At 71.6% G+C, this 26,338-nt stretch carries 21 protein-coding genes; 14 read left to right on the forward strand and 7 right to left on the reverse strand.

Annotated elements, in window-relative coordinates:
* Window positions 1-195 precede the first annotated feature (195 nt).
* Both ACI2L3_RS00795 and ACI2L3_RS00800 read left to right on the forward strand, forming a co-directional pair.
* Window positions 196-1,455, forward strand: coding sequence for a cytochrome P450 (locus ACI2L3_RS00795; protein ID WP_404750134.1), 1,260 nt, complete (start codon window positions 196-198; stop codon window positions 1,453-1,455).
* 118 nt (window positions 1,456-1,573) lie between these two features.
* Window positions 1,574-3,205: a hypothetical protein gene (locus ACI2L3_RS00800; RefSeq protein WP_404750135.1), complete on the forward strand. Its 1,632-nt coding sequence runs from the start codon at window positions 1,574-1,576 to the stop codon at window positions 3,203-3,205.
* Here the strand turns inward: ACI2L3_RS00800 and ACI2L3_RS00805 are convergent.
* A complete protein-coding gene (locus ACI2L3_RS00805) occupies window positions 3,156-5,216 on the reverse strand; it encodes a bifunctional glycosyltransferase 87/phosphatase PAP2 family protein (protein WP_404750136.1) in 2,061 nt (686 codons plus the stop codon). The two genes, ACI2L3_RS00800 and ACI2L3_RS00805, sit on opposite strands and share 50 nt — an antisense overlap.
* Window positions 5,217-5,682: 466 nt before the next feature.
* Here ACI2L3_RS00805 and proP point away from each other — a divergent pair, with 466 nt between their 5' ends.
* Window positions 5,683-7,080: a glycine betaine/L-proline transporter ProP gene (proP, locus tag ACI2L3_RS00810; RefSeq protein WP_404750679.1), complete on the forward strand. Its 1,398-nt coding sequence runs from the start codon at window positions 5,683-5,685 to the stop codon at window positions 7,078-7,080.
* Between the two features lie 354 nt (window positions 7,081-7,434).
* Here the strand turns inward: proP and ACI2L3_RS00815 are convergent, their stop codons facing one another.
* The gene (locus ACI2L3_RS00815; protein ID WP_404750137.1) at window positions 7,435-8,637 is read right to left on the reverse strand and encodes a serpin family protein; all 1,203 of its coding nucleotides are present in this window, start codon (window positions 8,635-8,637) and stop codon (window positions 7,435-7,437) included.
* Between the two features lie 74 nt (window positions 8,638-8,711).
* On the opposite strand from ACI2L3_RS00815, the gene ACI2L3_RS00820 reads away from it, so the two are divergent.
* Window positions 8,712-9,377, forward strand: a complete 666-nt coding sequence (locus ACI2L3_RS00820) for an O-methyltransferase (RefSeq protein ID WP_404750138.1) — start codon at window positions 8,712-8,714, stop codon at window positions 9,375-9,377.
* Window positions 9,378-9,394: 17 nt separating this feature from the next.
* Here ACI2L3_RS00820 and ACI2L3_RS00825 read toward each other — a convergent pair whose 3' ends face one another.
* Window positions 9,395-9,787: a hypothetical protein gene (locus ACI2L3_RS00825; RefSeq protein ID WP_404750139.1), complete on the reverse strand. Its 393-nt coding sequence runs from the start codon at window positions 9,785-9,787 to the stop codon at window positions 9,395-9,397.
* Between the two features lie 263 nt (window positions 9,788-10,050).
* Between ACI2L3_RS00825 and ACI2L3_RS00830 the strand changes: the two genes are divergently transcribed.
* From ACI2L3_RS00830 to ACI2L3_RS00845, 4 genes are all read left to right on the forward strand, one after another.
* The gene (locus tag ACI2L3_RS00830) at window positions 10,051-10,713 is read left to right on the forward strand and encodes a hypothetical protein (protein WP_404750140.1); all 663 of its coding nucleotides are present in this window, start codon (window positions 10,051-10,053) and stop codon (window positions 10,711-10,713) included.
* Window positions 10,706-11,116 carry a hypothetical protein gene (locus ACI2L3_RS00835; protein WP_404750141.1) on the forward strand — a complete coding sequence of 137 codons (411 nt, stop codon included), beginning with the start codon at window positions 10,706-10,708 and terminating at the stop codon, window positions 11,114-11,116. The genes ACI2L3_RS00830 and ACI2L3_RS00835 overlap by 8 nt, the downstream gene beginning before the upstream one ends.
* 30 nt (window positions 11,117-11,146) lie before the next feature.
* On the forward strand, window positions 11,147-11,464 hold the full coding sequence (locus ACI2L3_RS00840) for an antibiotic biosynthesis monooxygenase family protein (protein WP_404750142.1): 318 nt from the start codon (window positions 11,147-11,149) through the stop codon (window positions 11,462-11,464).
* A 108-nt stretch (window positions 11,465-11,572) separates the two neighbouring features.
* Entirely contained in the window at window positions 11,573-14,371 is a 2,799-nt protein-coding gene (locus ACI2L3_RS00845) for a hypothetical protein (RefSeq protein WP_404750143.1), read from the forward strand.
* A gap of 27 nt (window positions 14,372-14,398) precedes the next feature.
* On the opposite strand, the gene ACI2L3_RS00850 is transcribed toward ACI2L3_RS00845, so the two are convergent.
* Window positions 14,399-16,465 carry a DHA2 family efflux MFS transporter permease subunit gene (locus tag ACI2L3_RS00850; protein WP_404750144.1) on the reverse strand — a complete coding sequence of 689 codons (2,067 nt, stop codon included), beginning with the start codon at window positions 16,463-16,465 and terminating at the stop codon, window positions 14,399-14,401.
* Between the two features lie 403 nt (window positions 16,466-16,868).
* Between ACI2L3_RS00850 and ACI2L3_RS00855 the strand changes: the two genes are divergently transcribed.
* Window positions 16,869-17,636, forward strand: a complete 768-nt coding sequence (locus tag ACI2L3_RS00855; protein ID WP_404750145.1) for a peptidoglycan-binding protein — start codon at window positions 16,869-16,871, stop codon at window positions 17,634-17,636.
* 63 nt (window positions 17,637-17,699) lie between these two features.
* On the opposite strand, the gene ACI2L3_RS00860 is transcribed toward ACI2L3_RS00855, so the two are convergent.
* On the reverse strand, window positions 17,700-18,386 hold the full coding sequence (locus ACI2L3_RS00860; protein WP_404750146.1) for an HAD-IA family hydrolase: 687 nt from the start codon (window positions 18,384-18,386) through the stop codon (window positions 17,700-17,702).
* 209 nt (window positions 18,387-18,595) lie between these two features.
* On the reverse strand, window positions 18,596-19,174 hold the full coding sequence (locus ACI2L3_RS00865; protein WP_404750147.1) for a TMEM165/GDT1 family protein: 579 nt from the start codon (window positions 19,172-19,174) through the stop codon (window positions 18,596-18,598).
* 509 nt (window positions 19,175-19,683) lie between these two features.
* On the opposite strand from ACI2L3_RS00865, the gene ACI2L3_RS00870 reads away from it, so the two are divergent.
* The 4 genes from ACI2L3_RS00870 to ACI2L3_RS00885 all read left to right on the forward strand — a co-directional run bounded on the left by ACI2L3_RS00870 (window position 19,684) and on the right by ACI2L3_RS00885 (window position 24,714).
* Window positions 19,684-20,337 (forward strand): HNH endonuclease family protein, encoded by a 654-nt coding sequence (locus tag ACI2L3_RS00870; RefSeq protein ID WP_404750148.1) that lies wholly within the window; start codon window positions 19,684-19,686, stop codon window positions 20,335-20,337.
* Window positions 20,338-20,449: 112 nt separating this feature from the next.
* Complete coding sequence (locus ACI2L3_RS00875) at window positions 20,450-22,102, forward strand: alkaline phosphatase D family protein (protein WP_404750149.1); 1,653 nt, start codon at window positions 20,450-20,452, stop codon at window positions 22,100-22,102.
* A 106-nt stretch (window positions 22,103-22,208) separates the two neighbouring features.
* A complete protein-coding gene (locus ACI2L3_RS00880) occupies window positions 22,209-24,167 on the forward strand; it encodes an FAD/NAD(P)-binding protein (protein ID WP_404750150.1) in 1,959 nt (652 codons plus the stop codon).
* A gap of 79 nt (window positions 24,168-24,246) precedes the next feature.
* Window positions 24,247-24,714, forward strand: a complete 468-nt coding sequence (locus tag ACI2L3_RS00885) for a DoxX family protein (RefSeq protein WP_404750151.1) — start codon at window positions 24,247-24,249, stop codon at window positions 24,712-24,714.
* A gap of 103 nt (window positions 24,715-24,817) precedes the next feature.
* On the opposite strand, the gene ACI2L3_RS00890 is transcribed toward ACI2L3_RS00885, so the two are convergent.
* A complete protein-coding gene (locus ACI2L3_RS00890; RefSeq protein ID WP_404750152.1) occupies window positions 24,818-25,414 on the reverse strand; it encodes a superoxide dismutase family protein in 597 nt (198 codons plus the stop codon).
* 283 nt (window positions 25,415-25,697) lie between these two features.
* On the opposite strand from ACI2L3_RS00890, the gene ACI2L3_RS00895 reads away from it, so the two are divergent.
* Window positions 25,698-26,321 carry a DedA family protein gene (locus ACI2L3_RS00895; protein WP_404750153.1) on the forward strand — a complete coding sequence of 208 codons (624 nt, stop codon included), beginning with the start codon at window positions 25,698-25,700 and terminating at the stop codon, window positions 26,319-26,321.
* The last annotated feature ends 17 nt before the right edge of the window (window positions 26,322-26,338 follow it).

Genomic DNA, 26,338 nt, shown 5'->3' on the forward strand with positions numbered 1-26,338 from the left:
AGTTCTGTTGTGCAGTCTGCTGAGCACGCCCCCCGTACCGCAAGGGTCCTGCACGCACCTTGCCCGGATCCGCGCGCAATCGGGCCCGCTCTGGCCCTTGCGACTTGTAGAACCCGTTATTACCTTGCCGGGCAAGTCTCCTGATGGACCGTCAGGAACAGATCGCCAGATCTCAGCTCACGCCTGGAGTGGCCGATGTCCTGCCCAGCGCTGCCCGACGGGTTCGACTTCACCGACCCCGACCTGATCCAAGACCGCGTACCGCTGCCGGAGTTCGCACAGCTGCGGCGGACGGAACCGGTGCACTGGATAACCCAGCCGTACCGCGCCTCCGGCTACGACGACACGGGCTACTGGGCCGTCACGCGGCACGAGGACGTCAAGTACGTCTCCACGCACCCGGAGCTGTTCTCCACCAACGTCAACACCGCGATCATCCGTTTCAACGAGTCGATGGACCGCGACCGCATCGAGGTCCAGAAGCTGATCATGATCAATATGGACCCGCCCGAGCACACCCGGGTCCGCCAGATCGTGCAGCGCGGCTTCACGCCCCGCGCCATCCGCTCCCTGGAGGACGCGCTGCGCGCCCGTGCCGGCTCCATCGTCGAGACGGCGCTCGCGACCGCGGGCGACGACGGCTCCTTCGACTTCGTGACGAACGTTGCGTCCGAGCTCCCGCTGCAGGCCATCGCCGAGCTGATCGGCGTGCCCCAGGAGGACCGCTCCAAGATCTTCGACTGGTCCAACAAGATGGCGGCGTACGACGATCCGGAGTACGCCATCACCGAGGAGATCGGCGCCGAGGCGGCCATGGAGATCGTCGCGTACGCGATGAACCTCGCCGCGGCCCGCAAGGAGTGCCCCGCCAAGGACATCGTCAGCCAGCTGGTGGCCGCCGAGGACGAGGGCAACCTCTCCGGCGACGAGTTCGGCTTCTTCGTGATCCTGCTCGCGGTGGCCGGCAACGAGACCACCCGCAACGCCATCACCCACGGCATGCACGCCTTCCTCACCCACCCGGACCAGTGGGAGCTCTACAAGCGCGAGCGCCCCGCCACGACGGCGGAGGAGATCGTGCGCTGGGCGACCCCGGTCATCTCCTTCCAGCGCACGGCCACCCAGGACACGGAGCTCGGCGGCGCGCGGATCAAGAAGGGCGACCGGGTCGGCATCTTCTACTCCTCGGCCAACCACGACCCCGACGTGTTCGAGTCGCCGGAGAAGTTCGACATCAGCCGCGACCCGAACCCGCACCTCGGCTTCGGCGGCGGCGGCCCGCACTTCTGCCTCGGCAAGTCCCTCGCCGTCCTGGAGATCAACCTCATCTTCAACGCGATCGCCGACGCCATGCCCGGCCTGCACCTGACCGGCGACCCGCGCAGGCTCCGCTCGGCCTGGCTCAACGGAGTCAAGGAGCTCCAGGTCAGCACCGGCCGCACCGCCCGCCCGTGAGCCGATAGAGCGCCATAAGACGACCTATCAGGTCAATTACATTTACGGAACCAACGTTTCCGTTGCATGAAGCGTCTTGAGAAGTGAACCTTGGCTTCCCAGGACACGAACGGAAACGGTGACCGTGGTCTCTGCCGACGTCTCGCTCGCCCCGTCCGGCACTGCGTCCACCGGCCGGAACACCCCGCTCCGGCAACTACTCCGGCGCTACCGCGTCCCGCTCCTGGCCACCGTCCCCACCCTTCCCCTGTACGCCGTGTGGGTGGCGTTCCTCGCGACGGGCGGCGGCGACCTGGCGGCGCAGGAGGCCTGGGCGCGGTTCGCCTCCGAGCACGGCACGGCCGCGTACAACCTCTTCTGGTACGGCGGCATGCACACCGCCAACTACAGCCTGATCTCGCCCTATCTGATGGCCGCGCTCGGCGTGAAGACCGTGACGGCGGTGTCGGGCATCGCGGGCGCCTGGCTGGTCGCCGTCCTGATCGAGCGCACCGGCATCCGCAGACCGCTGTGGCCCGCGGTGCTCGCCTCGCTCGCGGTGTGGTGCAACGTCGCCTCCGGGCGGACGACGTTCGCCCTCGGCCTCGCCTTCGGCCTCGCCGCCTGCCTCGCCCTGGTGGGCCGCCGGCGCACGGTCGTCGCGGTGGCCTGCGCGGCCCTCGCCACCATGGGGTCCCCGGTCGCGGGGCTCTTCCTCGTGGTGGCGGGCGCCGGCTACTTCTTCGTACGCGACTGGGTGCGCTCCGCGGCGCTGATCCTGCCGCCGTTCCTGGTCGTCGCGGCGACCACGGTGCTCTTCCCGTTCACCGGCGAGCACCTGATGCCCTTCGACCGGATCTTCCCGCCCGTGCTGTTCAGCCTGGCCCTCATCGTGGCGGGGCCGCGCGACTGGCGGGTGCTGCGATGGGGCGCCGGCGTCTACGCGGCCGGCACCGTCCTCACGTATCTCATCCCCTCCCCCATCGGCACCAACGTCGAGCGGCTCGCGGAGCTGGTCGGCCCCGCCGTGCTGCTCGCCGCGCTGCTCGCCCCCGGCCTGACCCGGGCCCGCCGGATCACCCTGGCGGTGGCGCTCGTGCTGTCCTCCGCCTGGGTGGCGCAGAAGACCCTCGATGATCTCAGGGTCTCCACGAAGGTGCCGAAGTGGGCAGTCGACACCCACGGCGTGGTGCGGGAGCTGGAACGCCTGGAGGCCAACCGCACCCGCGTCGAGGTCGTGCCGACCCGCAACCACCGCGAGGCCACCGCGCTCGCCCCGTACGTGAACATGGCGCGCGGGTGGAACCGCCAGCTCGACATCGAGCGCGGCCGCCTCTTCTACGACGGGTCGTTCTCGGCGGCCAGCTACCGCAAGTGGCTCGACAAGTGGGCCGTCGGCTACGTCGTGCTGCCCGCGGGCAAGCCGGACGGCTTCGCCGAGGACGAGGCGGCGCTGGTGGCGAGCGGCCCGAAGTGGCTGGAACCGGTGTGGAAGGACGCGCACTGGCGGATCTTCCGGGTGAAGGACCCGGTGCCGCTGGTGTCGAAGCCCGCGGCCGTCGTCCGCTCCACCGGCTCGAACGTGGTGGTGCGGGTGCCCGAGCGGGGCTCGGTGACGGTGCGCCTCGTGTACTCGCCGTGGCTGCGGGCGGAGGGCGCCTGCCTGCAACGGCACGGCGAGTTCACGCGCCTGTCGGTGCCCCGCCCCGGCACCTACGAGATCAGCTCGGGCTACGGTCCTTCGCGGAGCCGTCCTTCGACGTGCCGGTGAACGGCCTCGTCCCGGGCACCTCCCGCGGCTGCCGCACCCGGGGCCCGGACAGCAGATAGGTGAAGCCGAAGCCCGCCCCCACGACGGCCGCGCCGCCCACCGCGTCCAGGATCCAGTGGTTGCCGGTGCCGACGATCGCGCAGACCGTGAAGAACGGGTGCAGCAGGCCGAGCGCCTTCATCCACCAGCGGGGTGCGATGACGGCGATGACCAGGCCGCACCAGAGCGACCAGCCGAAGTGCAGCGAGGGCATCGCCGCGTACTGGTTGGTGAGCGCGGTCAGCGTCCCGTAGTCGGGCTGGGTGAAGTCCTGCACGCCGTGCACCGTGTCGACGAAGCCGAGCTCCGGCATCAGGCGCGGCGGGGCGAGCGGATAGGCCCAGAAGCCGATGAGCGCGAGGACCGTCGCGAAGCCGAGCGCCGAGCGGGCCCAGCGGTAGTCGGCGGGACGGCGCGCGTACAGCACCGCGAGGACGCTCAGCGGCACCAGGAAGTGGAACGACGTGTAGTAGAAGTTGAAGAACTCCTCCATCCAGCCGGTCCGCGCCGTCAGGTGGTTGAACCAGCGCTCGATGTCGATGAAGAAGAACTGCTCGATCGCGTGCACCTGCTCGCCGTGCTGCTCGGCGGTGGCCCGGCCCCCGGAGATCGTGCCGCCCGTCGCCGCGAGCCTGACCTGCTGGTACGCGGAGTAGCCGACGCGGATGAGAAGCAGTTCGAGCAGCAGGTTCGGGCGGGTCACGACGCGCCGCCAGAACGGGACGAGCGGCACCCGCTTCCAGCGCGCCGGGACGGGCGCGGCGTAGTCCGTGGGGATCGGGCTGCGGTACTGCGGGTGCGTGCGCGACAGGAAGGGCACGACGGTGGCCGCGGCGAGCGCCGCGATCAGCACGAGGTTGTCCCGGATCGGCTCGGTCACCGGCATGTTCGGCAGCATCATCTTGGCGGGCAGCGTCGACACGAGGACGACGGCCACCGGCCACATGTAGCGGTCGGACTGGCGCTTGCCGACCCGGCCGACCACCGCGAAGAGCACCCACAGCAGCTGGTGCTGCCAGGTCGTGGGCGACACCGCGACGGCCACACACCCGGTGATCGCGACCGCGAGGAGCAGCTGCCCGTCCCGCGCGTACCGCACGGCACGGCGCAGCCCGACGTAGACGACGGCCGCGCCGAGGGCCAGGAAGAGCCCGGTCTCCAGCGGCCCTTCGAAGCCGAGGCGGAGCAGCATGCCGTGCAGCGACTGGTTGGCGTTGCCGTCCGGGTTCGCGCCGAGGCCCGCGCCCCCCAGGTGGTGGAACCAGTACGTCGACGAATCGCGCGGCATCGCGGCCCAGGCGAGCGCGGTACAGGCGGCGAAGCCCGCGGCGGTGGCCGCGGCGCCCTTCCTGCGGCCGGTGAACCAGAGCAGCGCGGCGAAGAGCAGCATGGTCGGCTGCAGGGCCGCGCCGACGCCGATCAGGACGCCGCCGGCCCGTTCACCGCGGACCGCGAAGAGACCGAGCAGGACGAGCAGCACGGGGAGGATGCTGGTCTGGCCGAGGTGCAGGGTGTTGCGGACCGGCAGCGACAGGATGAGCAGGCTGATCGCCACGGGGGCGGCGAGCAGGGAGGTGCGCCGGGCGACGGGCTGCGGCAGGGCGCGGGCGGCGACCAGGCCGAGCACGACGACGAGGCCGAGCGTGCCGAAGGTCCAGGCCCAGCCGAGCGCCTGCTCTCCCGAGCGCGCGAGCGGCTTGAGGACGAGGCCCGCGAAGGGGGTGCCGGTGAACTTGTCCGCGTCGTAGAAGGAGCCCTTCACGTGCAGGACGCCCTCAGGACCGATCCAGGTCTCCAGATCGGTGAGGCGGTCGCCCTCCGGCGTTCGCAGGACGACGGCCACCTGCCGGATCGCGAGGACGGCGGCGATCAGCCAGAGGACGACACGGATCGCTCCGATCCGCGCCTCGGGTCCACCGGCCGGCCCTGTTCCCAGGGCGTTTCCCGGCCCCCTGTGTTCAACGTTCGCCACGCCCCGTCGACCCTCCCGCCCCACTCGTCATGTCTGCGGACCTGTCAAACACGCCTGCGGCCCTGTCAACAGGGCCGGCTGACGGCCCGGGAGTCCGGACCCCTCATGTGAGACGCACGCAACCACCATGTCACCTGACAGCCACATCGGTTTCTCCCGGCTTCTCCCGGATTTCCGTCTCCGCCTCTCCGGCGCCGCGCCTCCGGTTGCACCCCGGAGCGGCGACATAGATCACATACAGGCCCAGTCTCCCCTACCGGGCGAAAACACGTTTGACCTGGATAACAGCACTTTCCGTGCGGTGTGCGGCCACCCGGACACCCACCGTAATGGTGCCCCATGCACCTATGGTCGCTTTTCGGGCCGCCCCGGCTACCGGGTGCGGCCTTGTCCTTGTCGTCGACCGAAAGAGGCGAGCGAACCCTTGGCGAGCGCCACACCCGTCGCAGTACGCCGGTCGGGCCGTCTGCCCGAGCCCCGGGAGGGAGCGGCCCAGGACGGCTCCGTCACCGCCGTCACCGTCACCGACCCCGCGATGGTCAAGCGCGCGGTGAAGGCGGCCGCCCTCGGCAACGCGATGGAGTGGTTCGACTTCGGTGTCTACAGCTACATCGCCGTCACCCTCGGCAAGGTCTTCTTCCCCTCGGGCAACCCGACGGCCCAGCTGCTCTCCACCTTCGGCGCCTTCGCCGCGGCCTTCCTGATCCGGCCGCTGGGCGGCATGATCTTCGGCCCGCTGGGCGACCGCGTGGGCCGCCAGAAGGTGCTGGCCCTCACCATGATCATGATGGCGGCGGGCACCTTCGCGATCGGCCTGATCCCTTCCTACGCGTCGATCGGCGTCTGGGCACCGGTGCTGCTCCTCGCGGCCCGCCTGGTGCAGGGCTTCTCCACGGGCGGCGAGTACGCGGGCGCCTCCACCTTCATCGCCGAGTACGCCCCCGACAAGAAGCGCGGCTTCCTCGGCAGCTGGCTGGAGTTCGGCACGCTGGCGGGCTACATAGGCGGCGCGGGCCTCGTCACCCTCATGACAGCCCTGCTCTCCTCCGACGACCTGCTCTCCTGGGGCTGGCGCATCCCGTTCCTGATCGCGGGCCCGATGGGCCTGATCGGCCTCTACCTCCGCATGAAGCTGGAGGAGACCCCGGCGTTCGCCGCCGAACTGGAGAAGGCCCACAAGGACGAGCAGACCCGCGCGAAGGTACGCCTGCGCGACATGGTCACGGGCCAGTGGAAGGCCCTCCTCCTCTGCATGGGCCTCGTCCTGGTCTTCAACGTCACCGACTACATGCTGCTGTCGTACATGCCGAGCTACCTGACCAGCGAGCTCAAGTACGACGAGACGCACGGCCTCCTCGTCATCCTGGCCGTCATGGCGCTCATGATGTGCGCCCAGCCGTTCATGGGAGCGCTCACGGACCGCGTGGGCCGCCGCCCGGTCATCGCCGCGGGCTGCGCCGGCTTCCTCCTGCTCTCCGTCCCCGCCCTGCTCCTGATCCGCGACGGCTCCCTGTGGGCGATCGCCCTCGGCCTCGGCGCCCTCGGCATGCTCCTGGTCTGCTTCACGGCCTCCATGCCGTCGGCCCTCCCGGCCCTCTTCCCCACCAAGGTCCGCTACGGCTCCCTCTCCATCGGCTTCAACATCTCCGTCTCGGTCTTCGGCGGCACGACCCCCCTGGTCGTGACGGCACTGATCGGCGCGACGGGCGACAAGATGATGCCCGCGTACTACATGATGGCGGCGGCCGTGGTGGGCGGCATCGCCGTCTGGTACATGACGGAATCGGCCCGCAGCCCGCTGCCGGGGTCGCCGCCGGCGGTGGAGACGGAGGAGGAGGCGAGGGCGCTGAGGGGTTCGAAGTAGGCGGGATCTCAGCCCCTCCGGTGTGCAATTCCAGCCCCTCCGGCGTTTGAGGAGCGGGGTCTGGGGCGGAGCCCCGGCTGCGCGAGGCGCCGGGGGCTTGGGAAATTCAGCCCCCCGGCTGCGCGAGGCGCCAGGGGCTTGGGAATTCAGCCCCTCCGGCGTTTGAGGAGCGGGGTCTGGAGCAGAGCCCCGGCTGCGGCGAGGCGCCGGGGGCTTGGGAATTCAGCCCCTCCGGCGTTTGAGGAGCGGGGTCTGGGGCGGAGCCCCAGGGCACCGAGCCACGTGCCGGGGTCCGGGGCGGAGCCCCGGTTTCGGGAAGGGGCGGGATTGGGGAAGACACCGCCGGAGGCCCCCCTACGCCCCACCCGGCACCCCCGCCTGCCACCCCACGAACAACGGCACCTCCCCCACCCCGTCGAGCACGACAACCCCAAAGGGCCGGTCAAAGGCGACCCGCTCGACCCGCCGCGGACGGTACGCCGCCCCCGGCCGCATCGGCACAGCCGTCACCGCCGCCGCCTCGACCCCCCGCTCCGCGACCTTCACGACCGCCTCCTGCACCACCTGGGATATCGCGAGCCGCTCCGGTGACATCCCGGAGAAGTCGGCCGCGTCGCTCATGGCCCACCGCACGCCGAGCGCGGCCAGCTGGTCGGTCGCCTCGGTGCGCGTGCGCAGTGCGAAGCGGGGCAGGGCCATGGAGATCTGCTCGGCGTCGATCGCCGACCGCCGCTCGCGGGGCGCCCAGGCGAGCGGCAGCACGGCGGCCGGGCCGGCCCCCGGCTCCCCGAGGACGAAGCGGACCCGTACGGGAGGCAGCCCGTCACCCGAGGCACGCGCACACCGCATCTCGACGACGCGCGCACCCACACCCGTACCGACGCCCATGCCCAGGTCCCCGTCTCGGCCCCCGCCCGCGTCCACCACCCACGCATCCCCCGACGCCACTCCCCGCCGCATGGTCGGCACCCGATGCGCGACGCCCGCCGCGTCCGTGAAGAGGGCATCCCGCGTGGCCGCCCCCTCGAAGGGGTCCTCCCAACGCGCTTTCAAAGCCAGCGCGTTGACCAACAAAAGGAGCGTGCCCGGCGTGACGACCACGGGCAGGCGGTCGATCATGCCCTCGGTGACCTTCCGCACCCACGCGTCCGCCGCTTCGGGAGCGTCCACGCCCATGGTGCCGAACCCGATGCCCGGCAGCGCCTCCTCGTACTCCCGCAGAACCGGCACCCGGCTCCACACGCGCGTGGCGACGCCCACCGCATCCGTGCCCGCGAGGTCCCGCGCGCCGTCCGTCACGGCACGGGCGGCCTCGGTCCCGGCGACGCCCAGCAACTCCCGCAGCTCGTCGGCGGTTTCGCCCCGGGCGCCCGCCGCGACGGACGCCAGCGCGAGCCACATACCGGCGGGCGAGCACACGAAGTCGCCCGGTCCGTCGGCGGACTCGGCGCTCTGCACCATCTCGGGCAGCCACCGCTCGGCGAACCCCCGCACCGCTCCCCCGTACACCACGACATCTCCCCCGTCACCGGAACCCGCTGATCCCGGATCTCTCATCCCTGATCCACGACTCCCAGTATGCGAGAGTCAAACGGTCGTACAGACACAGCCGAAGGGAACGTGCGAGTCACATGAACCAGCAGCAGTGGGACTCCGTCGACGACTACTTCACCGGCCTCCTCGCCCCCGCCGACGAGGCCCTGACCGCCGCCCTGCGCGACAGCGACGCGGCCGGCCTGCCGCGGATCAACGTCGCCCCGAACCAGGGCAAGCTGCTCCACCTCCTCGCCCAGGTCCACGGCGCCCGCCGCATCCTGGAGATCGGCACCCTCGGCGGCTACAGCACCATCTGGCTGGCCCGCGCCCTGCCCGCCGACGGCCGGCTCGTCACCCTCGAACACCGGCCCGAGCATGCCACCGTGGCCCGCGGCAACCTCGCCCGCGCCGGACTCGACAAGCTCGTCGAGGTCCGCGTCGGCCCCGCCCTGGACTCACTCGCGGCGCTCGCCGCGCGCCCCGAGCCCTTCGACCTCGTCTTCATCGACGCGGACAAGGTCAACAACGCGCGGTACGTGGAGCATTCGCTCCGGCTCACCCGCCCCGGCAGCCTGATCATCCTCGACAACGTCGTACGGGGCGGCGCCGTCACCGACTCCTCCAGCACCGACCCGAACGTGCTGGGCACCCGAGAGGCACTGCGGCTCATCGCCGAGCACCCGAAGCTGAGCGGCACGGCGGTGCAGACGGTGGGCGTCAAGGGATACGACGGCTTCGCGCTGGCCCGCGTGCTGGCCTGACGCCCGGCCTCCGCGGCTCAGCCCTCGTGGTAGTAGCCGATGTTCACGCTCCGCGGTCCCGCCCTGTCCTGGATGACGATCTCCCCCGAGCCGCCCCGGGACAGCGCCGCCGCCCCTCCGTACGCGAGCAGCCGCGCCGCGCCCTCCGACACCACCCGCACCTCGGAGGCCGGATCGGGGTTCGAGCCGCGCAGCCAGCTGACGGACCAGGCCCCGTCGGGCCCGCACCGGAACTCCAGATGCGTACGGGACACGAACAGCCAGTCGTCGGGCGTCACCAGACGGCACACGTTCCTGTCCCGTCCCACCCGCAGCACCGCACCCGGCTCGCTCGGCGCCTCCGCCATGAGCATGCCTGCGGTCGCGCCCGCGTCCGCCCCGGACACCGAGGCCATGGTCAGCTCCAGCACGTAGGTACGCTCCTTCGACTCGGGGCGCCGCGACCGTGGTTGGTGTGACACGGCCGGTGTGTCGCGCTGCCGCATCCTAAGCGTCTCCCCGGGCGGACGCACGGCCCTCCTATGACAATGGGGCCACCGCGACTGGCGGGAGCGGCACCGGGACCGACCGTTTGGTGGCCCGTTTTCGGGCAACTCGACTCGAGGAACGGGTGTCGAGGCCCCCTGGGCCTCGCGCCCCAGGCCGATCCCCGAGCCGAAAAGGGCACCCACCCATGTCCACAGTCATGATCATCGTTCTGATCGTGGTCGCCGTCGTCCTCGTCGCCGCCGCCTTCGCCGTGCTGAGCCGCAAGCGGCAGGGTGCGGGCGGGCGCGGCCTCAGGCGCCGCTTCGGACCCGAGTACGACCGCGCGGTCGCCCGGCACGACGGCGACACGAAGGCCGCCGAGCGCGATCTCGGCGAGCGCGTGAAGCGGCACGGTTCGCTGCGCACGCGGCCGCTGGAGCCCGCCGCGCGTGAGCAGTACACGGCACGTTGGACCGTCGCCCAGGAACGCTTCGTCGACTCCCCCCGCGAGGCCGTGATCGAGGCCGACCGGCTCATCGCCGAGGTGGCCGGAGCCCGCGGTTTCCCCGACGCGGGCCACTACGAGGAGCAGGTCGACGCGCTCTCCGTGCACCACGCCCACCACGTCCACGGCTACCGCAAGGTGCACCGCGCGGCGCTCGACACGCCGGGCACGGAGCCGAACAGCACCGACGCCCACCACACCACCGGCACCGAGGAACTGCGCGCGGCCATGATCGAGGCGCGGGCGCTCTTCGACGCCCTCGTGTCGGAGCAGCACGCCGACGCCGACGCCGCCCACTCGGGCAGGCACGGCACCCACAAGCGCTCGACCGGCATCACCCACAAGGGAGTTCAGCATGGCTGACGGCACCGGCACCGGCACCGCTCTCTTCCCGCCCGACGCACGCGACAAGCTGACGCTGCGCCTCCAGAACGCCGTCAACGGCTTCGTCGACGAGCCGCGAACCGCCGTCGAGGCCGCCGACCGCATCCTGGAGGAGACGATCGCGGACCTGACCCACACCCTCGCGGAGCGCCGCCGCACCCTCCGCACGAGCTGGCAGTCCCTCCCGGCGGAAGGCACCGGAGGCACCGCAGGCAAGCCCTCCCCTTCCTCCCCTTCCTCCCCTTCCTCCTCCCTCGACGCCACCCCGCCCGCCACCGGCTCCCACACCCCCACCGGCGACACCCCGACCGGCGACACGGAACAGCTCCGCCTGGCCCTGCGCGACTACCGCGAGACGGCGGAGCGCCTGCTCCGCCTCTGACACGCGGCGCGACTGCGGCAGGATGGCCCCATGAGCGTAGTCAAGATCAACGTACTGACCGTTCCCGCCGAACAGCGGGAAACCCTCGAGAAGCGCTTCGCGTCCCGCGCCGGCGCCGTCGAGAACTCCGACGGCTTCGAGTGGTTCGAACTCCTGCGCCCGATCGAGGGCACCGACGACTACCTGGTCTACACGCGGTGGCGCGACGAGGAGTCGTTCCAGGCGTGGATGGAGGGCCCGATGAAGTCGGCCCACCAGGGCGGCGGCGACCGCCCGAAGCCTGCGGCCAGCGGGTCCACGGTGTGGTCCTTCGAGGTCGTCCAGCAGGCGGCGCCCAAGAGCGAATAGCACCCGTACGAACGTTGCCGGGACAGTCGTCGCCCCGGCCCGCGGCAGGCGTGCCCCGCATCTGGATTCGTTCCAGGTGCGGGGCACGGCGTCGTTAGGGTGCCGCCAATGAACGCACCCGCATGGAACGCGCACCGCCAGACGCTGCGGTCCGGCCCGCTGCTCAATGATGCCGAGCGCTCCCTCTACACCGATGCCGTCGACCATGCCCTGGCCAGTCCGGAGGTCTCGAAGAAGGTCGACAAGCGGCCCTCGGCCAGTACGTACAACGTGCGCCGTGCCGCCGTCCATCCGCCCCGGGTGTCCGCCGTCCTGAGTCGGTGCGGCTCTCAGCTCTCCCTGTACCGGGAGGCCGTGCGACACCGGGCGGATGCCGACGAAGGGCTCAGCGAGGCCCTGGCGCGTCCTCTGCGGGACTGGCGTCTGATATGCGCCGTGGTCGCCTGCGGCTGGTTTCTGCTCTATACCTTCCTCGGCTCCTCGTCGGCCGTTGTCTGGGCGCTTTTCGGCGTGACGTTGCTCAGTCTCGCGCTCGCCGTGACCTCCTCCGACGCACGTGCATGCGCCGACAACTGGCTCGTGCTGGCGAAACGCTGGACGGAACTGCGGTGGGCGCACACGGTCATGGAGAGCCGTGGGCGAGCCGTGGCGCTGCGGATGCGGACCGCCACCCTGCCCATGGTCGTGGACATCGTCGAGGAACTCCTCGGCGAGGACCAGGACAGCTTGTACCTGCCGACGAGCAAGCAAGGCCTCTACTCGGCCCGGAGCCGCGACTATGTCGTCGACTCGGCCGCCTCCGCGCAGTTGAAGCGGAAGATCGACCAGATCGACGACGGCACCATCGCCATCTGCGGTCCGCGCGGCACCGGTAAGACGACTCTGCTCGAAGAGGCCGCCAACGACGCCGCGTTCTCCGTCCTCGTCCAGGTTCCCGCGACGTACACGCCGCACGATTTCCTGCTCAACCTGTCCGCGAAGGTCTGCGAGGACTACATCGACGGCCACGGTTACCCGGTCCCGGAGTTCACGTCGCTGGGCCTGCTCCGACACCCGCTGCGCTTCGCACGGCAGGCGACGCGTCGGCTGGTCCGCCGGCTCGTCTTCGCCGCCGTCTCGGCCGGTCTTCTGGTGCTCGCTCTGGCGCGGGAGTTCGACACCAAGGTCACCGAGCACGGGCCCGGTCTGCGTCGGACGATCACTGACCAGGGGGAGCGCATCTTCGCCTACGGGGAGCAGATCTGGCGAGGCGAGCGGCCCGTGGCGGCGTTGGTGCTCACGGTCGCCGGCATTTTCTTCTGGTCGTGCCGCAAGTCGCCGGGGTTCCGCAGGGGCGCCGTCCGTGCGGCACGTATCGTGCTCCGGCTCGCGGCCCTCGCCCTGGTCGGCCTCTCGGTGTTCTCGCTCTTCTACGACCGGGACATACAGCGCAATGCCGCTCAACTCTACGAAGACGCGGGCCTGACGAACTTGTTCGCCGTATTCGTCGCCCTCCCCGTCCTCGCCCGCATCATCTGGCGGAAACAAGGAGAACCCTTTGTGGAAAGGGCGGGCCGGGACTCCGACTCCGAGGACATCAAGGCGCTCCTCTGGTTCGGTCTCCTCGCCATCTGCTGTGCCGTCGGCGTGAAATGGGTGACCGACCAGGAGGAGCTCGTTTCCCTCCTCTTCGACGACGACAACGCCGCGCGCATCGCTCTCGTCTGCGTCGGCATGGGCCTGTCCCGTCTCACCTACAAGCGCAACAGGCGGCGGGCGCCGGATCTCGTACGTCGCTGCCAACAGCACCTGTACCGGCTGCGCACCCTCCAGAACGCCACCGCCATGGTCAGTCTGGGAATGCCCGACAAGCTCGGCGCCTCGCAGACCACATCACTTTCCCTCGCCCCGCTGACGTATCCGGAGCTGGTGTCCGAATTCCGGCGGATTCTGGGCGACATCGCCTTGGAGTACGGATCGGGGTTCGGGCAGGCCGGGTCTTACCGCCGCCGGGCCAAGGTCGTCATCGCGATCGACGAGCTGGACCGCGTGGGGACCGAGGAGCAGGCTCTCGCCTTTCTCCGCGAGGTGAAAGCCGTGTTCGGCATTCGTGGGGTCTGCTATCTGATCTCCGTCGCCGAGGATGTCGGTGCCGCTTTCGTCCGCCGGGGGCTCCCGCACCGTGACGTCACCGAGAGCTCACTCGACGATGTGCTGCACATGCGCCCCTGCACGCTCGCCGAATCGGCGGCCATTCTGAAGGAGAGGGTCCCGGGTCTGACAGCGCCGTACGCCTGTCTCTCCCACGCACTCTCCGGGGGTGTGCCGCGGGACCTCATCCGGTACGGCCGCCGCCTGGACGAAGTGCAGCAGGAGACCAACGTCTACGAAATGGCGCAGCTCGCCCGGGAAATGATTTCCGACGAGGTGGCGGAAGCTCTGGCCAGCACTCGCGTTCTCCTGGCCGACGAGCCGGGCTGGACGGCCGGGACCGCCGCCGTGCTGCTCCACATCGGCGAACTCGAAAAGCTCCTGTCGGCGGACAGCGCCGAGCACCCCGGGGCGACGCTCTCCAACAGGAACAACGCCCAGGTGCTCATGACCGACTTCGCCTGCCGCCGTGTGCGGCCCATGCGGCAGTGGACCGTCGACGGCGCCCAGCCGTGGCCCGCGAGCCCGGAGCTGTCGGACGCGACCCTCGCGCTCCTCGAAGAAGCCAGCGCGTACGTCTACTTCGGGCTGACCCTCCTGGACATCTTCGCGTCTCCCGAGTTCACCCGCCGCAAGGCCGAGGCGGACGGCAGGTCACCGCGGAGGGACGGCGTGCAGCCGCTCGCCGAAGCGCGCCAGGAGCTGTCCATCTCGCCGGAGAGCGCCCGCGTCATCATCTCCGACGTCCGCGCCGCGTGGGGCCTCGCCGCCCTCTGACTCCGACCGGAGCGCTCGGTGATCACGTCACGCCGCCCGCACCACTGTCGCCCCGTTGTGCGGGCGCTCCGACTCCGAGCCGCACAGTTCGGAGCTGAGTTCCTTGACCAGCTGGGCCAGGTCGGTCGGGCGGTCGGGGGTCCACCAGTCGCCGAGCAGCTCGCACAGGGACTCCTCGCGGGCCTTGGCCAGTCCGGCCGCCACCTCGCGGCCGCGGTCGGTGAGGATCATCTCCAGGCCCTGCCGTTCCGCCAGGCGGCGCTCCTCGACCTGGCGGGCGGCGGCCGTGATGACGGTCAGCGGCACCGTCGTGCGCTCGGCGAGTACGCCTGGCTCCACCGAGCCGTGCCGGGCGACGCGCAGGAGCAGCCAGCTCGACGCGGGCAGCAGGTCGTAGCCCGCCCGCTCCGTGATCCGTTGGTAGACCGCGCGCCGGCCCTCGCGCGTGCCGAGCACCGAGAGTGCCCGCGCGCACTCCTCGTACGACGTGCGTTCCACGGGGTTGCTGGCCAGCGTCTGTGTCGGGTCGGGTGCCGTCACCGAGGCGCGCAGCTTGTCCTCGCGCAGGAACCAGGCGAGGAGGAAGGCCGCCAGGGCGACCGGCGCCGCGTACAGGAAGACGTCCGTGATCGACGAGGCGTACGCGTGCAGGGCGCTGGGGCGGAGGTCGGCGGGGAGCCGCGCGATGCCGCGCGGGTCGGCCTCCAGGGTGCTCACGCTCAGGCCGGGCGGCAGCTGCTGTCCGGCGAGGGCGTCGGTGAGTTTGTCGCCGAGCCGGTTGGTGAAGACCGTGCCGAAGATGGCGACGCCGAAGGACGCGCCGATGGAGCGGAAGAACGTCGCGCCGGACGTGGCGACGCCCAGGTCCTCGTAGCTGACGGCGTTCTGCACGATGAGGACGAGGACCTGCATGACCAGGCCGAGGCCCAGGCCGAAGACGAAGAAGTACGCGCTCATCTCGGCGGTGCCGCTGTTCTCGTCGAGCTGGTGGAGCAGGAGCAGTCCGAGCGTGGTGATGGCCGTACCGGCGATCGGGAAGACCTTCCAGCGGCCCGTACGGCTGACGATCTGGCCGGACGCGGTCGTCGACAGGAGCATGCCGGCCACCATCGGCAGCATGTGCACGCCCGACATCGTCGGCGAGACACCCTGCACGACCTGCAAGAACGTCGGCAGATAGGTCATCGCCCCGAACATCGCGAAGCCCACGATGAAGCTGATGACGGCGGAGAGCGTGAAGGTGCGGATCCGGAACAGCTTCAGCGGGATCACCGGTTCCGCGGCCCTGCGCTCCACCGCCACGAAGGCCACCGCCAGGATCACGCCGAGCACCGCGAGCCCGATGATCTGCGGGGATCCCCAGGCCCACGTGGTGCCGCCGAGCGAGGCGACCAGGACGAGGCAGGTGGCGACGGACGCGATGAGGAACGTGCCGAGGTAGTCGATGGTGTGCCGGGTCGCGCGCACCGGGATGTGCAGCGTGGTGGCGATGACGGCGAGTGCGATCACGCCGATGGGCAGGTTGATGTAGAAGACCCAGCGCCAGCTGAGGTGCTCGGTGAAGAGTCCGCCGAGCAGCGGGCCGAGGACGCTGGTCGCGCCGAAGACGGCACCGAAGAGCCCTTGGTACTTGCCGCGTTCGCGCGGCGACACGAGGTCTCCGACGATCGCCATCGACAGCACCATCAGCCCGCCGCCGCCGAGGCCCTGGAGCGCGCGGAAGCCGATGAGCTGCGGCATGTTCTGCGCCATGCCGCACAGCGCCGAGCCGACCAGGAAGATCACGATCGCGGTCTGGAACAGCTTCTTGCGGCCGTACTGGTCGCCGAGTTTGCCCCAGAGCGGGGTCGCGGCGGTCGCCGCCAGCATGTACGCGGTGACGACCCACGACAGGTGGTCCATGCCCCCGAGCTCGCTGACGATCGTCGGCAGAGCCGTGGAGACGATGGTCTGGTCGAGGGCCGCGAGGAGCATGCCGAGCAGCAGTGCGCCGATGGAGACCAGTACGTTGCCGGGGGGATGCCCGTTGCCGCCGTGGGCCGGGACGGGGCGGGGTCCCTCCCCTGCAGGGCGGGCGCTGACGTCCTGCGACATGGACACCTCCTGGGGGTCCGTCGGGGCCGCACCGCGACGCGTTCCTGGCTCCGGTACGGCCTTCCCTTTCCATCGTGGTCCGTGTCTCCCGTTATGGCCTGTTGAAGCGAGGCTCTGCATAATCGCTGAAGCTCTCGGGGCGGGCGGGACGCCCGGCGCAGGAGGGGAGGAACGGCCGGTGGCCGGACAGGACGAAGGGCGCGGGGGACGACGACGGGGCGAGCGGGAACACGACGGGCGGTGCGGGGCCTGCGGGGCCCGTGAGGCTGCGTCGCGTGGACCGGGGGCCGCCCCGGCGTGCGGTTGCGCGGCGGGGGCCGACGCTGGCGCCGACCGGACTCGCGCACGGTCGGTTGCGGCCGCCGCCACGGAGGATTTCGATCCGCTACGGATACGGCCCTATGTGTCGCTGCCGGATCCTGATGCGGACGGGTCCGCGGCGCTCGCTGAGGGCGTGGTGGGCGGGGCGCCCGTGCCGCCCCCGCATACGCACACGGGCACCGACGCGGGCGGGGACGGGGACGCGGGAACGGACCCTGCGCCCGAGCTCACCCCACCCGAGGAGCCGGGCCGCAACCGCCGCCTCGCGCTGGCCGTCGGGGCGGGTGCGGTGGCGGCCGTGGCAGCCGTCACCGTGTTCGCGATGGGGCTTCTCTCCTCGGCCGTGGACGGGCCGGCCCGGGACCGGGCGCTGCCGGGCGACCCGGCGTCGGCGTACGCGGACCCGACGAAGCCGGCGCCACCGTCGGCGAAGCGGTCCGGGTCCGTGTCTCCCCCGGGCACGCCCTCCGTCGTACCGCGCACACCGAGCGCACGGAACGTGGCACCGCCGCCCTCACCCACACCCACGCGCTCGGCGCCGTCCCCTACGCCGACAGTCGGCGCGACGGGAACGGTCGGACCGTCGGCATCCCCGACGTCCCCGCCGCGCCGCCGTGAGTCGGCCGACGCGACGTTGCGGGAGGGCGACAGGGGAGCACGCGTCGCCGAACTGCAGGACCGGCTCGCGCAGCTCTACCTGTACGTGGGTGACCGGGACGGCACCTACACGTCCCGGGTCACCGACGCGGTGGCCCGCTACCAGTGGGCCCGAGGCCTCACGGACGACGCTCGCGGCGAGTACGGCCGCGAGACCCGCCGCAGCCTGGAGTCGGAGACGAGGGAGCCGTGAAACTGGGCGGGAGTTGGGCGTGAGCCGGGCGGGACCCGGGCGCCTTGGTGCTCAGGGCGCGTATCAGCGGCCGAACGTCAGCCGGATCGACCCGTCCCCCGCGTCCGCGACCCCCACACCCGTCAGGTCATCGACATGCACCGTCGGCTCGAACCGCGCGGCCCGCGGGCCGACGCCCACGACCCGCATGCCGGCCGCCCGCCCCGCCCGTATCCCCGCCTCGGAGTCCTCGAAGACCACGCAGTCCGCCGGTGCGAAACCGAGCGTCGCCGCCCCCTTGAGGAACCCCTCGGGGTCCGGCTTGCTCGCGCCCACGCTCTCCGCGGTCACCCGCACGTCCGGCAGCGCGAGACCCGCCGCGGCCATCCGCCCGGTGGACAGGGGCACGTCGGCGGAGGTCACGAGTGCGTGCGGCAGGCGGAGGGCGGTCAGTGAGGCCATGAACGCGGGCGCGCCCGGCACCGGCACGACGCCGTCCATGTCGGCGGTCTCCGCGGCGAGCATCTCGCGGTTCTCCGCGTAGTTCTCCTCCATGGGCCGCTCCGGCAGCAGCACCGCCATGGAGGCGTACCCCTGCCGCCCGTGGACGACCTTGATGACCTCGTCGAAGTCGAGCCCGTGCCGCACGGCCCAGCGCCGCCAGCAGCGCTCGACGACGGCGTCGGAGTTCACGAGGGTGCCGTCCATGTCGAGGAGTACGGCCCGGGTGGTCAGAACGGGTGCGACAGGGTCGGCGGTCGTTTCCGTCATCGGGAGTGCTCCAGAGCGCAGAGGCAGCGGAAGATCAAGGCAGCCCCGCCCGCCGGTCAGGGAGTACGGGCGGAGCCACTTTGTTCCTGCACGGTACAAAACGTGAGCCGCAAAAGCCAACGCCGCAGGTCAGACCGGTCAACCCCCGCAAAAAGGACCGCCAGCGGGGAGGGAAGGGTGAGGGCTGCCGCTGCAGAAAGAGGCACGCCTTATGCGATCGCCTCGTAAAGACTCCACACCCCGAGCCCCAGCATCAGCAACGCCGCGATCTTCGTGATGAGCGCCAACGGCACCCGCTTCATCAGCGCCTTCCCGCCCACGATGCCGAGCCCCGCGACCGCCCAGAGCGCGAGCACCGCGCCGAGGCCGACGGAGAGCGGGTCGTCGTAGCGGGCCGCCATGTTCGCGGTCATGATCTGCGTCAGATCGCCGAACTCGGCGACCAGGATGAGCATGAAGCCCGCCCCGGAGACCTTCCAGAAGCTCTGGTCCTCGGGCTGCCTGACCTCTTCCTCCTCGTCGCCGCCCTTCAGGAGCAGCACCGCCGCGCCGCCGAGGAAGAGGACGCCCGTCAGCGCGTGGACGAGCTGCTGCGGCAGCAGGGTCAGGACGCTGCCGGCCGCGACGGCGAGCACGACGTGGACGGCGAAGGCGGCGGCGACGCCGGCGAATACGTAGGAGGCGCGGTAGCGCGTGCCGAGGACGAGTCCGGCGAGCGCCGTCTTGTCCGGCAGCTCGGCCAGGAAGACGACGCCGAAGACGAGCGCCATCACGCTGAAGCTGATCAAGGGTTCCTCAATCGGTCGGGGCCGCCCCACCGAGAGTGTTCCACCGTTTCGCGTACGACACCTCGGCACGGCAGCGCACACGGACGTACACGGGTGTGGACGTCTGGACGTACACGGGGTGCGTACGTCTGGCACTGCTTTGCCGAAGGTCTCGCTGGCCTGCCCCGTGGGGCCTGCCTCCGGGCGCCGGCTCAGACGAGCTGAGCAGTATGTCGACGGTCCGGCGAAGAGCTACTCCCCTTCTGCGCGATCCATCGTACGGGACGGCGCACGGGTCGCGACCAGGGACTTCCGGCCCGCGCCGGAGTGACCTGGATCACGAAGAAGCGGGGAAATGCGCTGGTACGCAACTTCCGTCCCCCGCAAGCCACTTGACGCCGCGCCAGAACCCTTGAAGTCGGCACCTCTTTGACGCGACCCTGTCACTAGACGCACATCCATCCGTAACCGCGACCCGCGACTCTGACCGCCCCACCGGTCAACAGCCCCCCCACATCAAGGGAGTTCGCATGCCCACTGTCTACGCGCGTCAAAGCACCCGGCCCGCCTTCGCCGCCGCGGCCGTCGCCCTGGCCGCCGCCGCCACCCTCCTCACCGGCACCTCCGCCGAGGCCGCCCCGCCGGCCCCGGTCAGCGCCGCCACGGCCCGCACCTACCTCGGCGAGCTCACCGTCAAGGCCGAGGGCTCCTCCGACGGCTACAGCCGCGACAAGTTCCCGCACTGGAAGACGCAGTCCGGCGCCTGCAACACCCGCGAGGTCGTCCTCAAGCGCGACGGCACCAACGTCCAGCAGGACGCCAGCTGCGCCGCCACCTCCGGCACCTGGAAGTCCCCCTACGACGGCGGCACCTGGACCGCCGCCTCCGACGTCGACATCGACCACGTCGTGCCGCTCTCCGAGGCGTGGAAGTCCGGCGCGAGCGGCTGGACCACCGCGCAGCGCGAGGGCTTCGCCAACGACCTGGCCCAGCCCCAGCTGATCGCCGTCACCGACAACGTCAACCAGGCCAAGGGCGACCAGGACCCGGCGGAGTGGCTGCCGCCCACCACCTCGTACCACTGCTTCTACGCCCGGATGTGGGTGGACGTGAAGCACCACTACAAGCTGTCGGTGAACACCGAGGAGAAGAGCGCCCTCTCCTCCCTGCTCAACCGCTGCTGAAACGATTCCTGACCGCCTGCGGGCGGGCCGGGTCCGACGGGTTGTCCCGGAACCGGCCCGCCCTCCTCCGTCGTTCCGTACCGTACGGGGCGACGGAGGAGGGTGATCATCTGTGGCACGGCTGCGCCTGGGTCCACTGCTGAGATACGTCGACGGTTCCACGGCGACCGTCTGGGTCGAGGCCGACCGGCCCTGCACCGCCGAGGTGCGGTGCGCGGACGGCGCGGGCGGTTCCGCGCGGACCTTCCAGGTCGGCGGCCACCACTACGCGCTCGTCCCGGTGACCGGCCTGACCCCCGGCACGGAGACGGCGTACGAGGTGCGGCTCGGCGACGGCGCGGGGGCCGCCGTCTGGCCGCTGCCCGGCTCGCCCTTCCCGGCGAGCACCATCCGCACCCCGGCGGCGAACGGCCACGACGAGCTGCGCGTCACCTTCGGCTCCTGCCGGTGGGCCGCGCCGCCGTCCGGCGAGCACGACCCCGTGGGGCCCGACGCCCTGGACACCCTCGCCGCCCGCATCGCCGCCGACCCGGCCGCCGAGCGCCCGGACGTCCTGCTGCTCCTGGGCGACCAGGTGTACGCGGACCAGACCTCCAAGGCCACCCAGCGCTGGCTCGCCGCCCGCCGCGAGCTCTCCGAGCCGCCGGGCGCGCAGGTCGCGGACTACGAGGAGTACACCCACCTCTACTACGAATCCTGGCTCGACCCGGAGGTCCGCTGGCTGCTTTCGACCGTTCCCAGTTGCATGATCTTCGACGATCACGACGTGATCGACGACTGGAACACCAGTGCGGCCTGGCTCGCCGAGATGCGGGCCACGCCCTGGTGGCGCGAGCGCGTCCTGAGCGGCCTGATGTCGTACTGGGTCCACCAGCACCTCGGCAATCTGCGGCCCGAGGAACTGGCGGACGACGCCGTCTACGCCTCCGTGTGCGCGACCCCCGACGGCACGGACGCGCTGCGCGCCTTCGCCGCCGAGGCCGATACGGACCCGGGCACCGCGCGCTGGAGCTACCGGCGGGACTTCGGCCGCGTACGCCTGCTGATGGTCGACACCCGCGCGGCCCGCGTCCTGGAGGAGGGCGAGCGCGCCATGCTCGACGCCGCCGAGGCCGACTGGCTCCGCGAGCAGGCGCTCGCGGATCCCGGCGCGTACGACCATCTCCTCATCGGCACCTCCCTGCCCTGGCTCCTCCCCCACCTCATCCATGACGCCGAGGGGTGGAACGCGGCGCTGTGCCGCGGTGAGCGCGGCGACCGCTGGGCCCGCTTCGGCGAGAACCTGCGAAGACGCTCGGACCTGGAGCACTGGGCCGCGTTCCCCGCCTCCTTCGAAGCGCTCACCGCGCTGATCACGGAGGCGGGTTCGGGTCCGGCGGCCCCCGCGACGGTGTGCGTGCTCTCCGGCGACGTCCACCATGCCTACATCGCCGAGCCGAGCTGGCCCGCGGGCGAGGGGCCGCGGGCCCGCGTCCTCCAGCTCACCTGCTCCCCCGTGCACAACTCCATCCCCGCCTCCATAAAGCTCGGCTTCCGCTTCGGCTGGAGCCGGGTGGGACGCGCCCTCGGACGGCGCTTCGCGCGGCACGGCGGGGTGACGCAGGCGGGCATCGACTGGCGCAGGACGGGCGGCCCCTGGTTCGGCAACCAGCTCATGACCCTGACGCTGCGCGGCCGTTCGGCCCTGCTGCGGCTCGATCAGGCACGGGCGGTGCGCGGCGGGAGCGTACGCCTGGAGACGGCGGAGTCGACGCGGCTTTCGTGAGGGCGGTTCGGGTCTTGTGAACGGGGGTTCGACAGCGGGGCCCCCGACGGCATGATGATGCGGACCGTCCGGTTCCAGTGTTCTCTATGCCCCGGGAGTCACGCCTTTGTCCGCATCTGTACCCGCGCCGCAACGTCTCCCCGCTGAGGAGTCCGGCGCGCCCGCCCTCGCCCTCGTCGGCGCCGGCCCCCGCGGCACCAGCGTGCTCGAACGGCTCTGCGCGTCGGCGGACGAACTCCTCACGACGCCGGGGGCACGGCTGACGGTCCACGTCGTGGACCCCGCCCCGCCGGGCGCGGGCCACGTCTGGCGCACGGCGCAGCCGGCGGAGCTCCTGATGAACACCGTCGCGTCACAGGTGACCCTCTTCACGGACGAGAGCGTCGACTGCTCGGGGCCGATACGACCGGGCCCGAGCCTGTACGAGTGGGCGGCCGCCGGGCGCGTGCCGGGGCTCGGACCCGACGACTATCCGACCCGCGCCTGCTACGGCCGCTACCTGGAGTGGGTCTTCGCCGAAGTGGTGCGCGGCGCCCCCGACGCGGTCCGCGTCCAGGTGCACGCGGCGCGCGCGGTGCGCCTGGACGAGACGGCCGACGGGCTGCAGACCCTCGTACTGGACGACGGCCTCGAACTGTCCGGTCTCGCGGCGGTCGTGCTCGCGCAGGGCCACCTGCCGACGGCCGGCGACCCCGGGCAGCGGCGCCTGACGGATTACGCGGCGCGGCACGGCCTGCGCCACTTCCCGCCCGCCAACCCCGCCGACCTGGACCTTTCCGCCATCGCCCCCGGCGAGCGGGTGCTGCTGCGCGGGCTCGGCCTCAACTTCTTCGACCACATGGCGCTGCTGACCGAAGGCCGCGGCGGCCGGTACGTGCGGACGCCCGGCGGCCCGCTGCGTTACGCGCCCTCGGGCCGTGAGCCGCGGCTGTACGCGGGCTCGCGGCGCGGCGTCCCGCACCAGGCGCGCGGCGACAACGCCAAGGGCCCGTACGGGCGGCACGAACCCGCCGTCCTGACGGGCGATGTCGTGGCCCGGTTCCGCAAGCGCGCGGAGAACGGCGACGCCCCCGACTTCCTCGACGAGATATGGCCGCTGATCGCGAAGGAGGTCGAGACGGTCTACTACGCGGCGCTGCTGGCGAGCCGGGGCGGCGGCCCGACGGCGGTGAACGACTTCCGCGGGCGGTTTCTCGCCACCGGCCACCGAACCCCTCAAGAGGCTTTGCTAATCGCCGAGTTCGGCTTCGCGGACGCAGACCGATGGTGCTGGGACCGGCTCTCCCGGCCGCACCCTGACCGCCCCTTCGCCTCCGCGCGCGCCCACCGCGCCTGGCTCCTGGACCGGCTGCGCGAGGACGCCGCGCAGGCCGCGCTCGGCAACGTCGCGGGCCCGCTGAAAGCGGCGCTCGACGTGCTCCGCGACCTGCGCAACGAGCTCCGCGCCATCGTCGACCACGGCGGCCTCTCCGGCACCTCGCGCCGCGATCACCTCGACCGCTGGTACACGCCGCTCAACGCCTTCCTCTCCATCGGTCCGCCGCGCCGCCGCATCGAGGAGATGGCGGCCCTGATCGAGGCGGGCGTCCTGGAGGTGCTCGGCCCGCGCACGACCGTGCGGCCCGTCGGCGGGGCGTTCCTCGCGCACTCCCCCGAGGTGCCGGACTCCGCCGTGCGCGTCACCACGCTGATCGAGGCCCGGCTGCCCGAGCCGGACCTGCGCCGCACCGGCGACGCGCTGCTCGGACAGCTCCTCGCGGACGGCGGCTGCCGACCGCACGTGGTCGACGGCTACGAAACCGGAGGCCTGGACGTGACGCCGCGCCCCTACCGTCTGATCGGCCGTCAGGGTCGTGTTCACGTACGGAGGTTCGCGTTCGGGGTGCCCACGGAAGGGGTCCATTGGGTGACCGCGGCCGGTGCCAGGCCCGGCGTCGACTCGGTCACGCTGTCGGACGCGGACGCGGTGGCGCGGGCCGCGTTGCGTACGGCCGCCGGCCCCGGCGAGTCGCTCTCCTGCCCCCGGGCGGAGCCGAAGCGGAATCCACGACTGACCGAATGTTGAACTTGCAAGCACTAATTAGGTTCGCCTAATCTTGGGCCTCCGCTCGGTTACCGTCCCCAAACCGAAGGAGTCCCCCACCATGACTGGACGTCTCAACAGCGCCCAGCCCTACGCCCTCGGGCTGTTCCGCATAGTGATCGGCCTGCTCTTCGCCTGCCACGGAGCGGCCTCGCTCTTCGGCGTCCTCGGCGGCGCGGCCGGCGGCGGCACGATCGACGCCGGCACCTGGCCCGGCTGGTACGCGGCCGTCATCCAGCTCGTCGGCGGCACGCTGGTCCTGCTGGGCCTCGGCACCCGGGCCGCCGCGTTCGTCTCGTCCGGTTCGATGGCCTACGCCTACTTCAAGGTCCACCAGCCGGAGGCCCTGTGGCCCATGGAGAACGGCGGCGAGGCCTCGGCGATCTTCTGCTGGACGATGCTGCTCCTCGTCTTCACCGGCTCCGGCGCGTTCGGCCTGGACCGGCTCTTCGCCTCGCGGGGCGAGAGCGGGGCGGACGGGGACGACGGGAAGGACGCGGGCTCGAAGCGCGCGCCGGTCGCGGCCTGATCCCGCGGTCCGGTTCGTGACGTGACCTGGGCCTGCACCGCACGGGTGGCGGCGCCCCTTACCTCGTACGTTCCGGTACGAGGTAAGGGGCGCTGTTCTCCGTCTAGGCGCTGCGGCCGGGCCGGGCGTGCGACTGGGGCACGAACGGCACCGTGAAGCACGCGGACCGGTCGCCCGCGCCGCCCGGCTCGTCGTGCAGGACCACGGAGGCGGCCTCGCCGGGCCGGAATCCCCAGCCGTGTTCCGCACTCGCCGATCCGGAGCCGTCCGCTCCGGCGGTGAAGTCCAGCCAGACCTCGTTGGCCGGGTTGAGGTAGGCGGGGTCCTTCGACGGCTGCACCGGGTCGACGCGGTGCTGGTAATGGCCGCCCGACGCCTCCGGTTCCACACCGCAGGGCTTCTGGTGCACGTGCACGCCGTACGAATGCCCGGGCTTCATGCCCCTGACCCGAAGACCGACGGCCGTCCCACTCCCGCCTCCGGCACCGTGCCCGACGCCGTGCTGCACGACCTCGATCCACGACGCCGCGGGGACCAGCTTCTGGTCGTACGTCACCGCGGGCGAGGGGATGAAGGCGGAGGGCGGAGCGAACCGCCCCTCGACCCGCACCAGAGACGTCCCCGCGACGGCACCGGCGGGGCCGCTGCCCGTGACCAGGGCGGCTGCCTCTACAGCTGCAACCGCGACCGCGGCTGCCACGGAACGAACCAATACCCCTGCCACCATCGCCACTCCGTCCCTCACGTCGCTCACGTCGCTCACGTCCCGCTCGGGCGCTGACTCGTTCGTACGGGACTTCGGTGGCGTACGCCGCATCGGAGGAGGCAGCCGGGTGAACGTGACGTAGGGAACATCTAAACCCCCAGTGGATCTCTCGCCCGCCGCGCGGCGTACGCTGTACAGCTGTCACCAGGCCGCCCCTGCCGTTCTTCCCCGACACAGCGGCAACGCGCTGCCGATCGGGGAGTAACGGGGAGTTACGGTGCTTGAGAGTGTGGGGGCGTTGACCGGCAGTCCGTGGATTTACGCGGTCGTTGCCCTGTCCGTCCTGTTCGATGTCTTCGTGCCGGTGCTGCCGAGCGGGGTCCTGGTCATCATGTCGGCCACGGCGGCCGCGGCCGCCGGAACCGGTGCGGGGCATGTGCCGCACGGCGTCCCCGACATCCTGGTGCTCACCCTCTGCGCGGCGACCGCCTCCGTACTCGGCGACATGGTGGCCTTCCGCCTCGCCTGGCGCGGCGGCGAACGCCTCGACCGCGCGATCGCCCGCTCCCGGCGCCTGACCACCGCACAGGAACGACTCGGCACGGCGCTCGCGCGGGGCGGCGGCATCCTCGTCGTCATCGCGCGCTTCGCACCCGCGGGCCGCTCGATCGTCTCCCTCGGCGCGGGCGCGGCCCACCGCAAGCTGCGCGAGTTCCTCCCGTGGTCCGCCCTGGCCGGCGTGGCCTGGGCCGGCTACAGCGTCGCCCTCGGCTACTTCGGCGCCCAGTGGCTGGGCGCGACCTGGCTCGCCACGGGCGTCTCACTCCTCGCGCTGTTCGCGGCGGGGGCGGGCGCGGCGTTCTTGGTACGGCGCCCGGGCCCGGACACGGCAAAGGCGTAGGGCGGCAGTACGCAGGA

Origin of the sequence: Streptomyces sp. NPDC029674 (assembly GCF_044903205.1) — a bacterium.
Lineage (GTDB): Bacteria > Actinomycetota > Actinomycetes > Streptomycetales > Streptomycetaceae > Streptomyces.

What these genes read in the sequence shown, in the direction of transcription:
- ACI2L3_RS00795 (WP_404750134.1), top strand. Translation starts at nt 196, where the DNA reads ATGTCCTGCCCAGCGCTGCCCGACGGGTTCGACTTCACCGACCCCGAC.
- ACI2L3_RS00815 (WP_404750137.1), bottom strand. Translation starts at nt 8,637, where the DNA reads ATGAGAGATCCGGGATCAGCGGGTTCCGGTGACGGGGGAGATGTCGTG.
- ACI2L3_RS00820 (WP_404750138.1), top strand. Translation starts at nt 8,712, where the DNA reads ATGAACCAGCAGCAGTGGGACTCCGTCGACGACTACTTCACCGGCCTC.
- ACI2L3_RS00830 (WP_404750140.1), top strand. Translation starts at nt 10,051, where the DNA reads ATGTCCACAGTCATGATCATCGTTCTGATCGTGGTCGCCGTCGTCCTC.
- ACI2L3_RS00835 (WP_404750141.1), top strand. Translation starts at nt 10,706, where the DNA reads ATGGCTGACGGCACCGGCACCGGCACCGCTCTCTTCCCGCCCGACGCA.
- ACI2L3_RS00840 (WP_404750142.1), top strand. Translation starts at nt 11,147, where the DNA reads ATGAGCGTAGTCAAGATCAACGTACTGACCGTTCCCGCCGAACAGCGG.
- ACI2L3_RS00845 (WP_404750143.1), top strand. Translation starts at nt 11,573, where the DNA reads ATGAACGCACCCGCATGGAACGCGCACCGCCAGACGCTGCGGTCCGGC.
- ACI2L3_RS00850 (WP_404750144.1), bottom strand. Translation starts at nt 16,465, where the DNA reads ATGTCGCAGGACGTCAGCGCCCGCCCTGCAGGGGAGGGACCCCGCCCC.
- ACI2L3_RS00860 (WP_404750146.1), bottom strand. Translation starts at nt 18,386, where the DNA reads ATGACGGAAACGACCGCCGACCCTGTCGCACCCGTTCTGACCACCCGG.
- ACI2L3_RS00870 (WP_404750148.1), top strand. Translation starts at nt 19,684, where the DNA reads ATGCCCACTGTCTACGCGCGTCAAAGCACCCGGCCCGCCTTCGCCGCC.
- ACI2L3_RS00885 (WP_404750151.1), top strand. Translation starts at nt 24,247, where the DNA reads ATGACTGGACGTCTCAACAGCGCCCAGCCCTACGCCCTCGGGCTGTTC.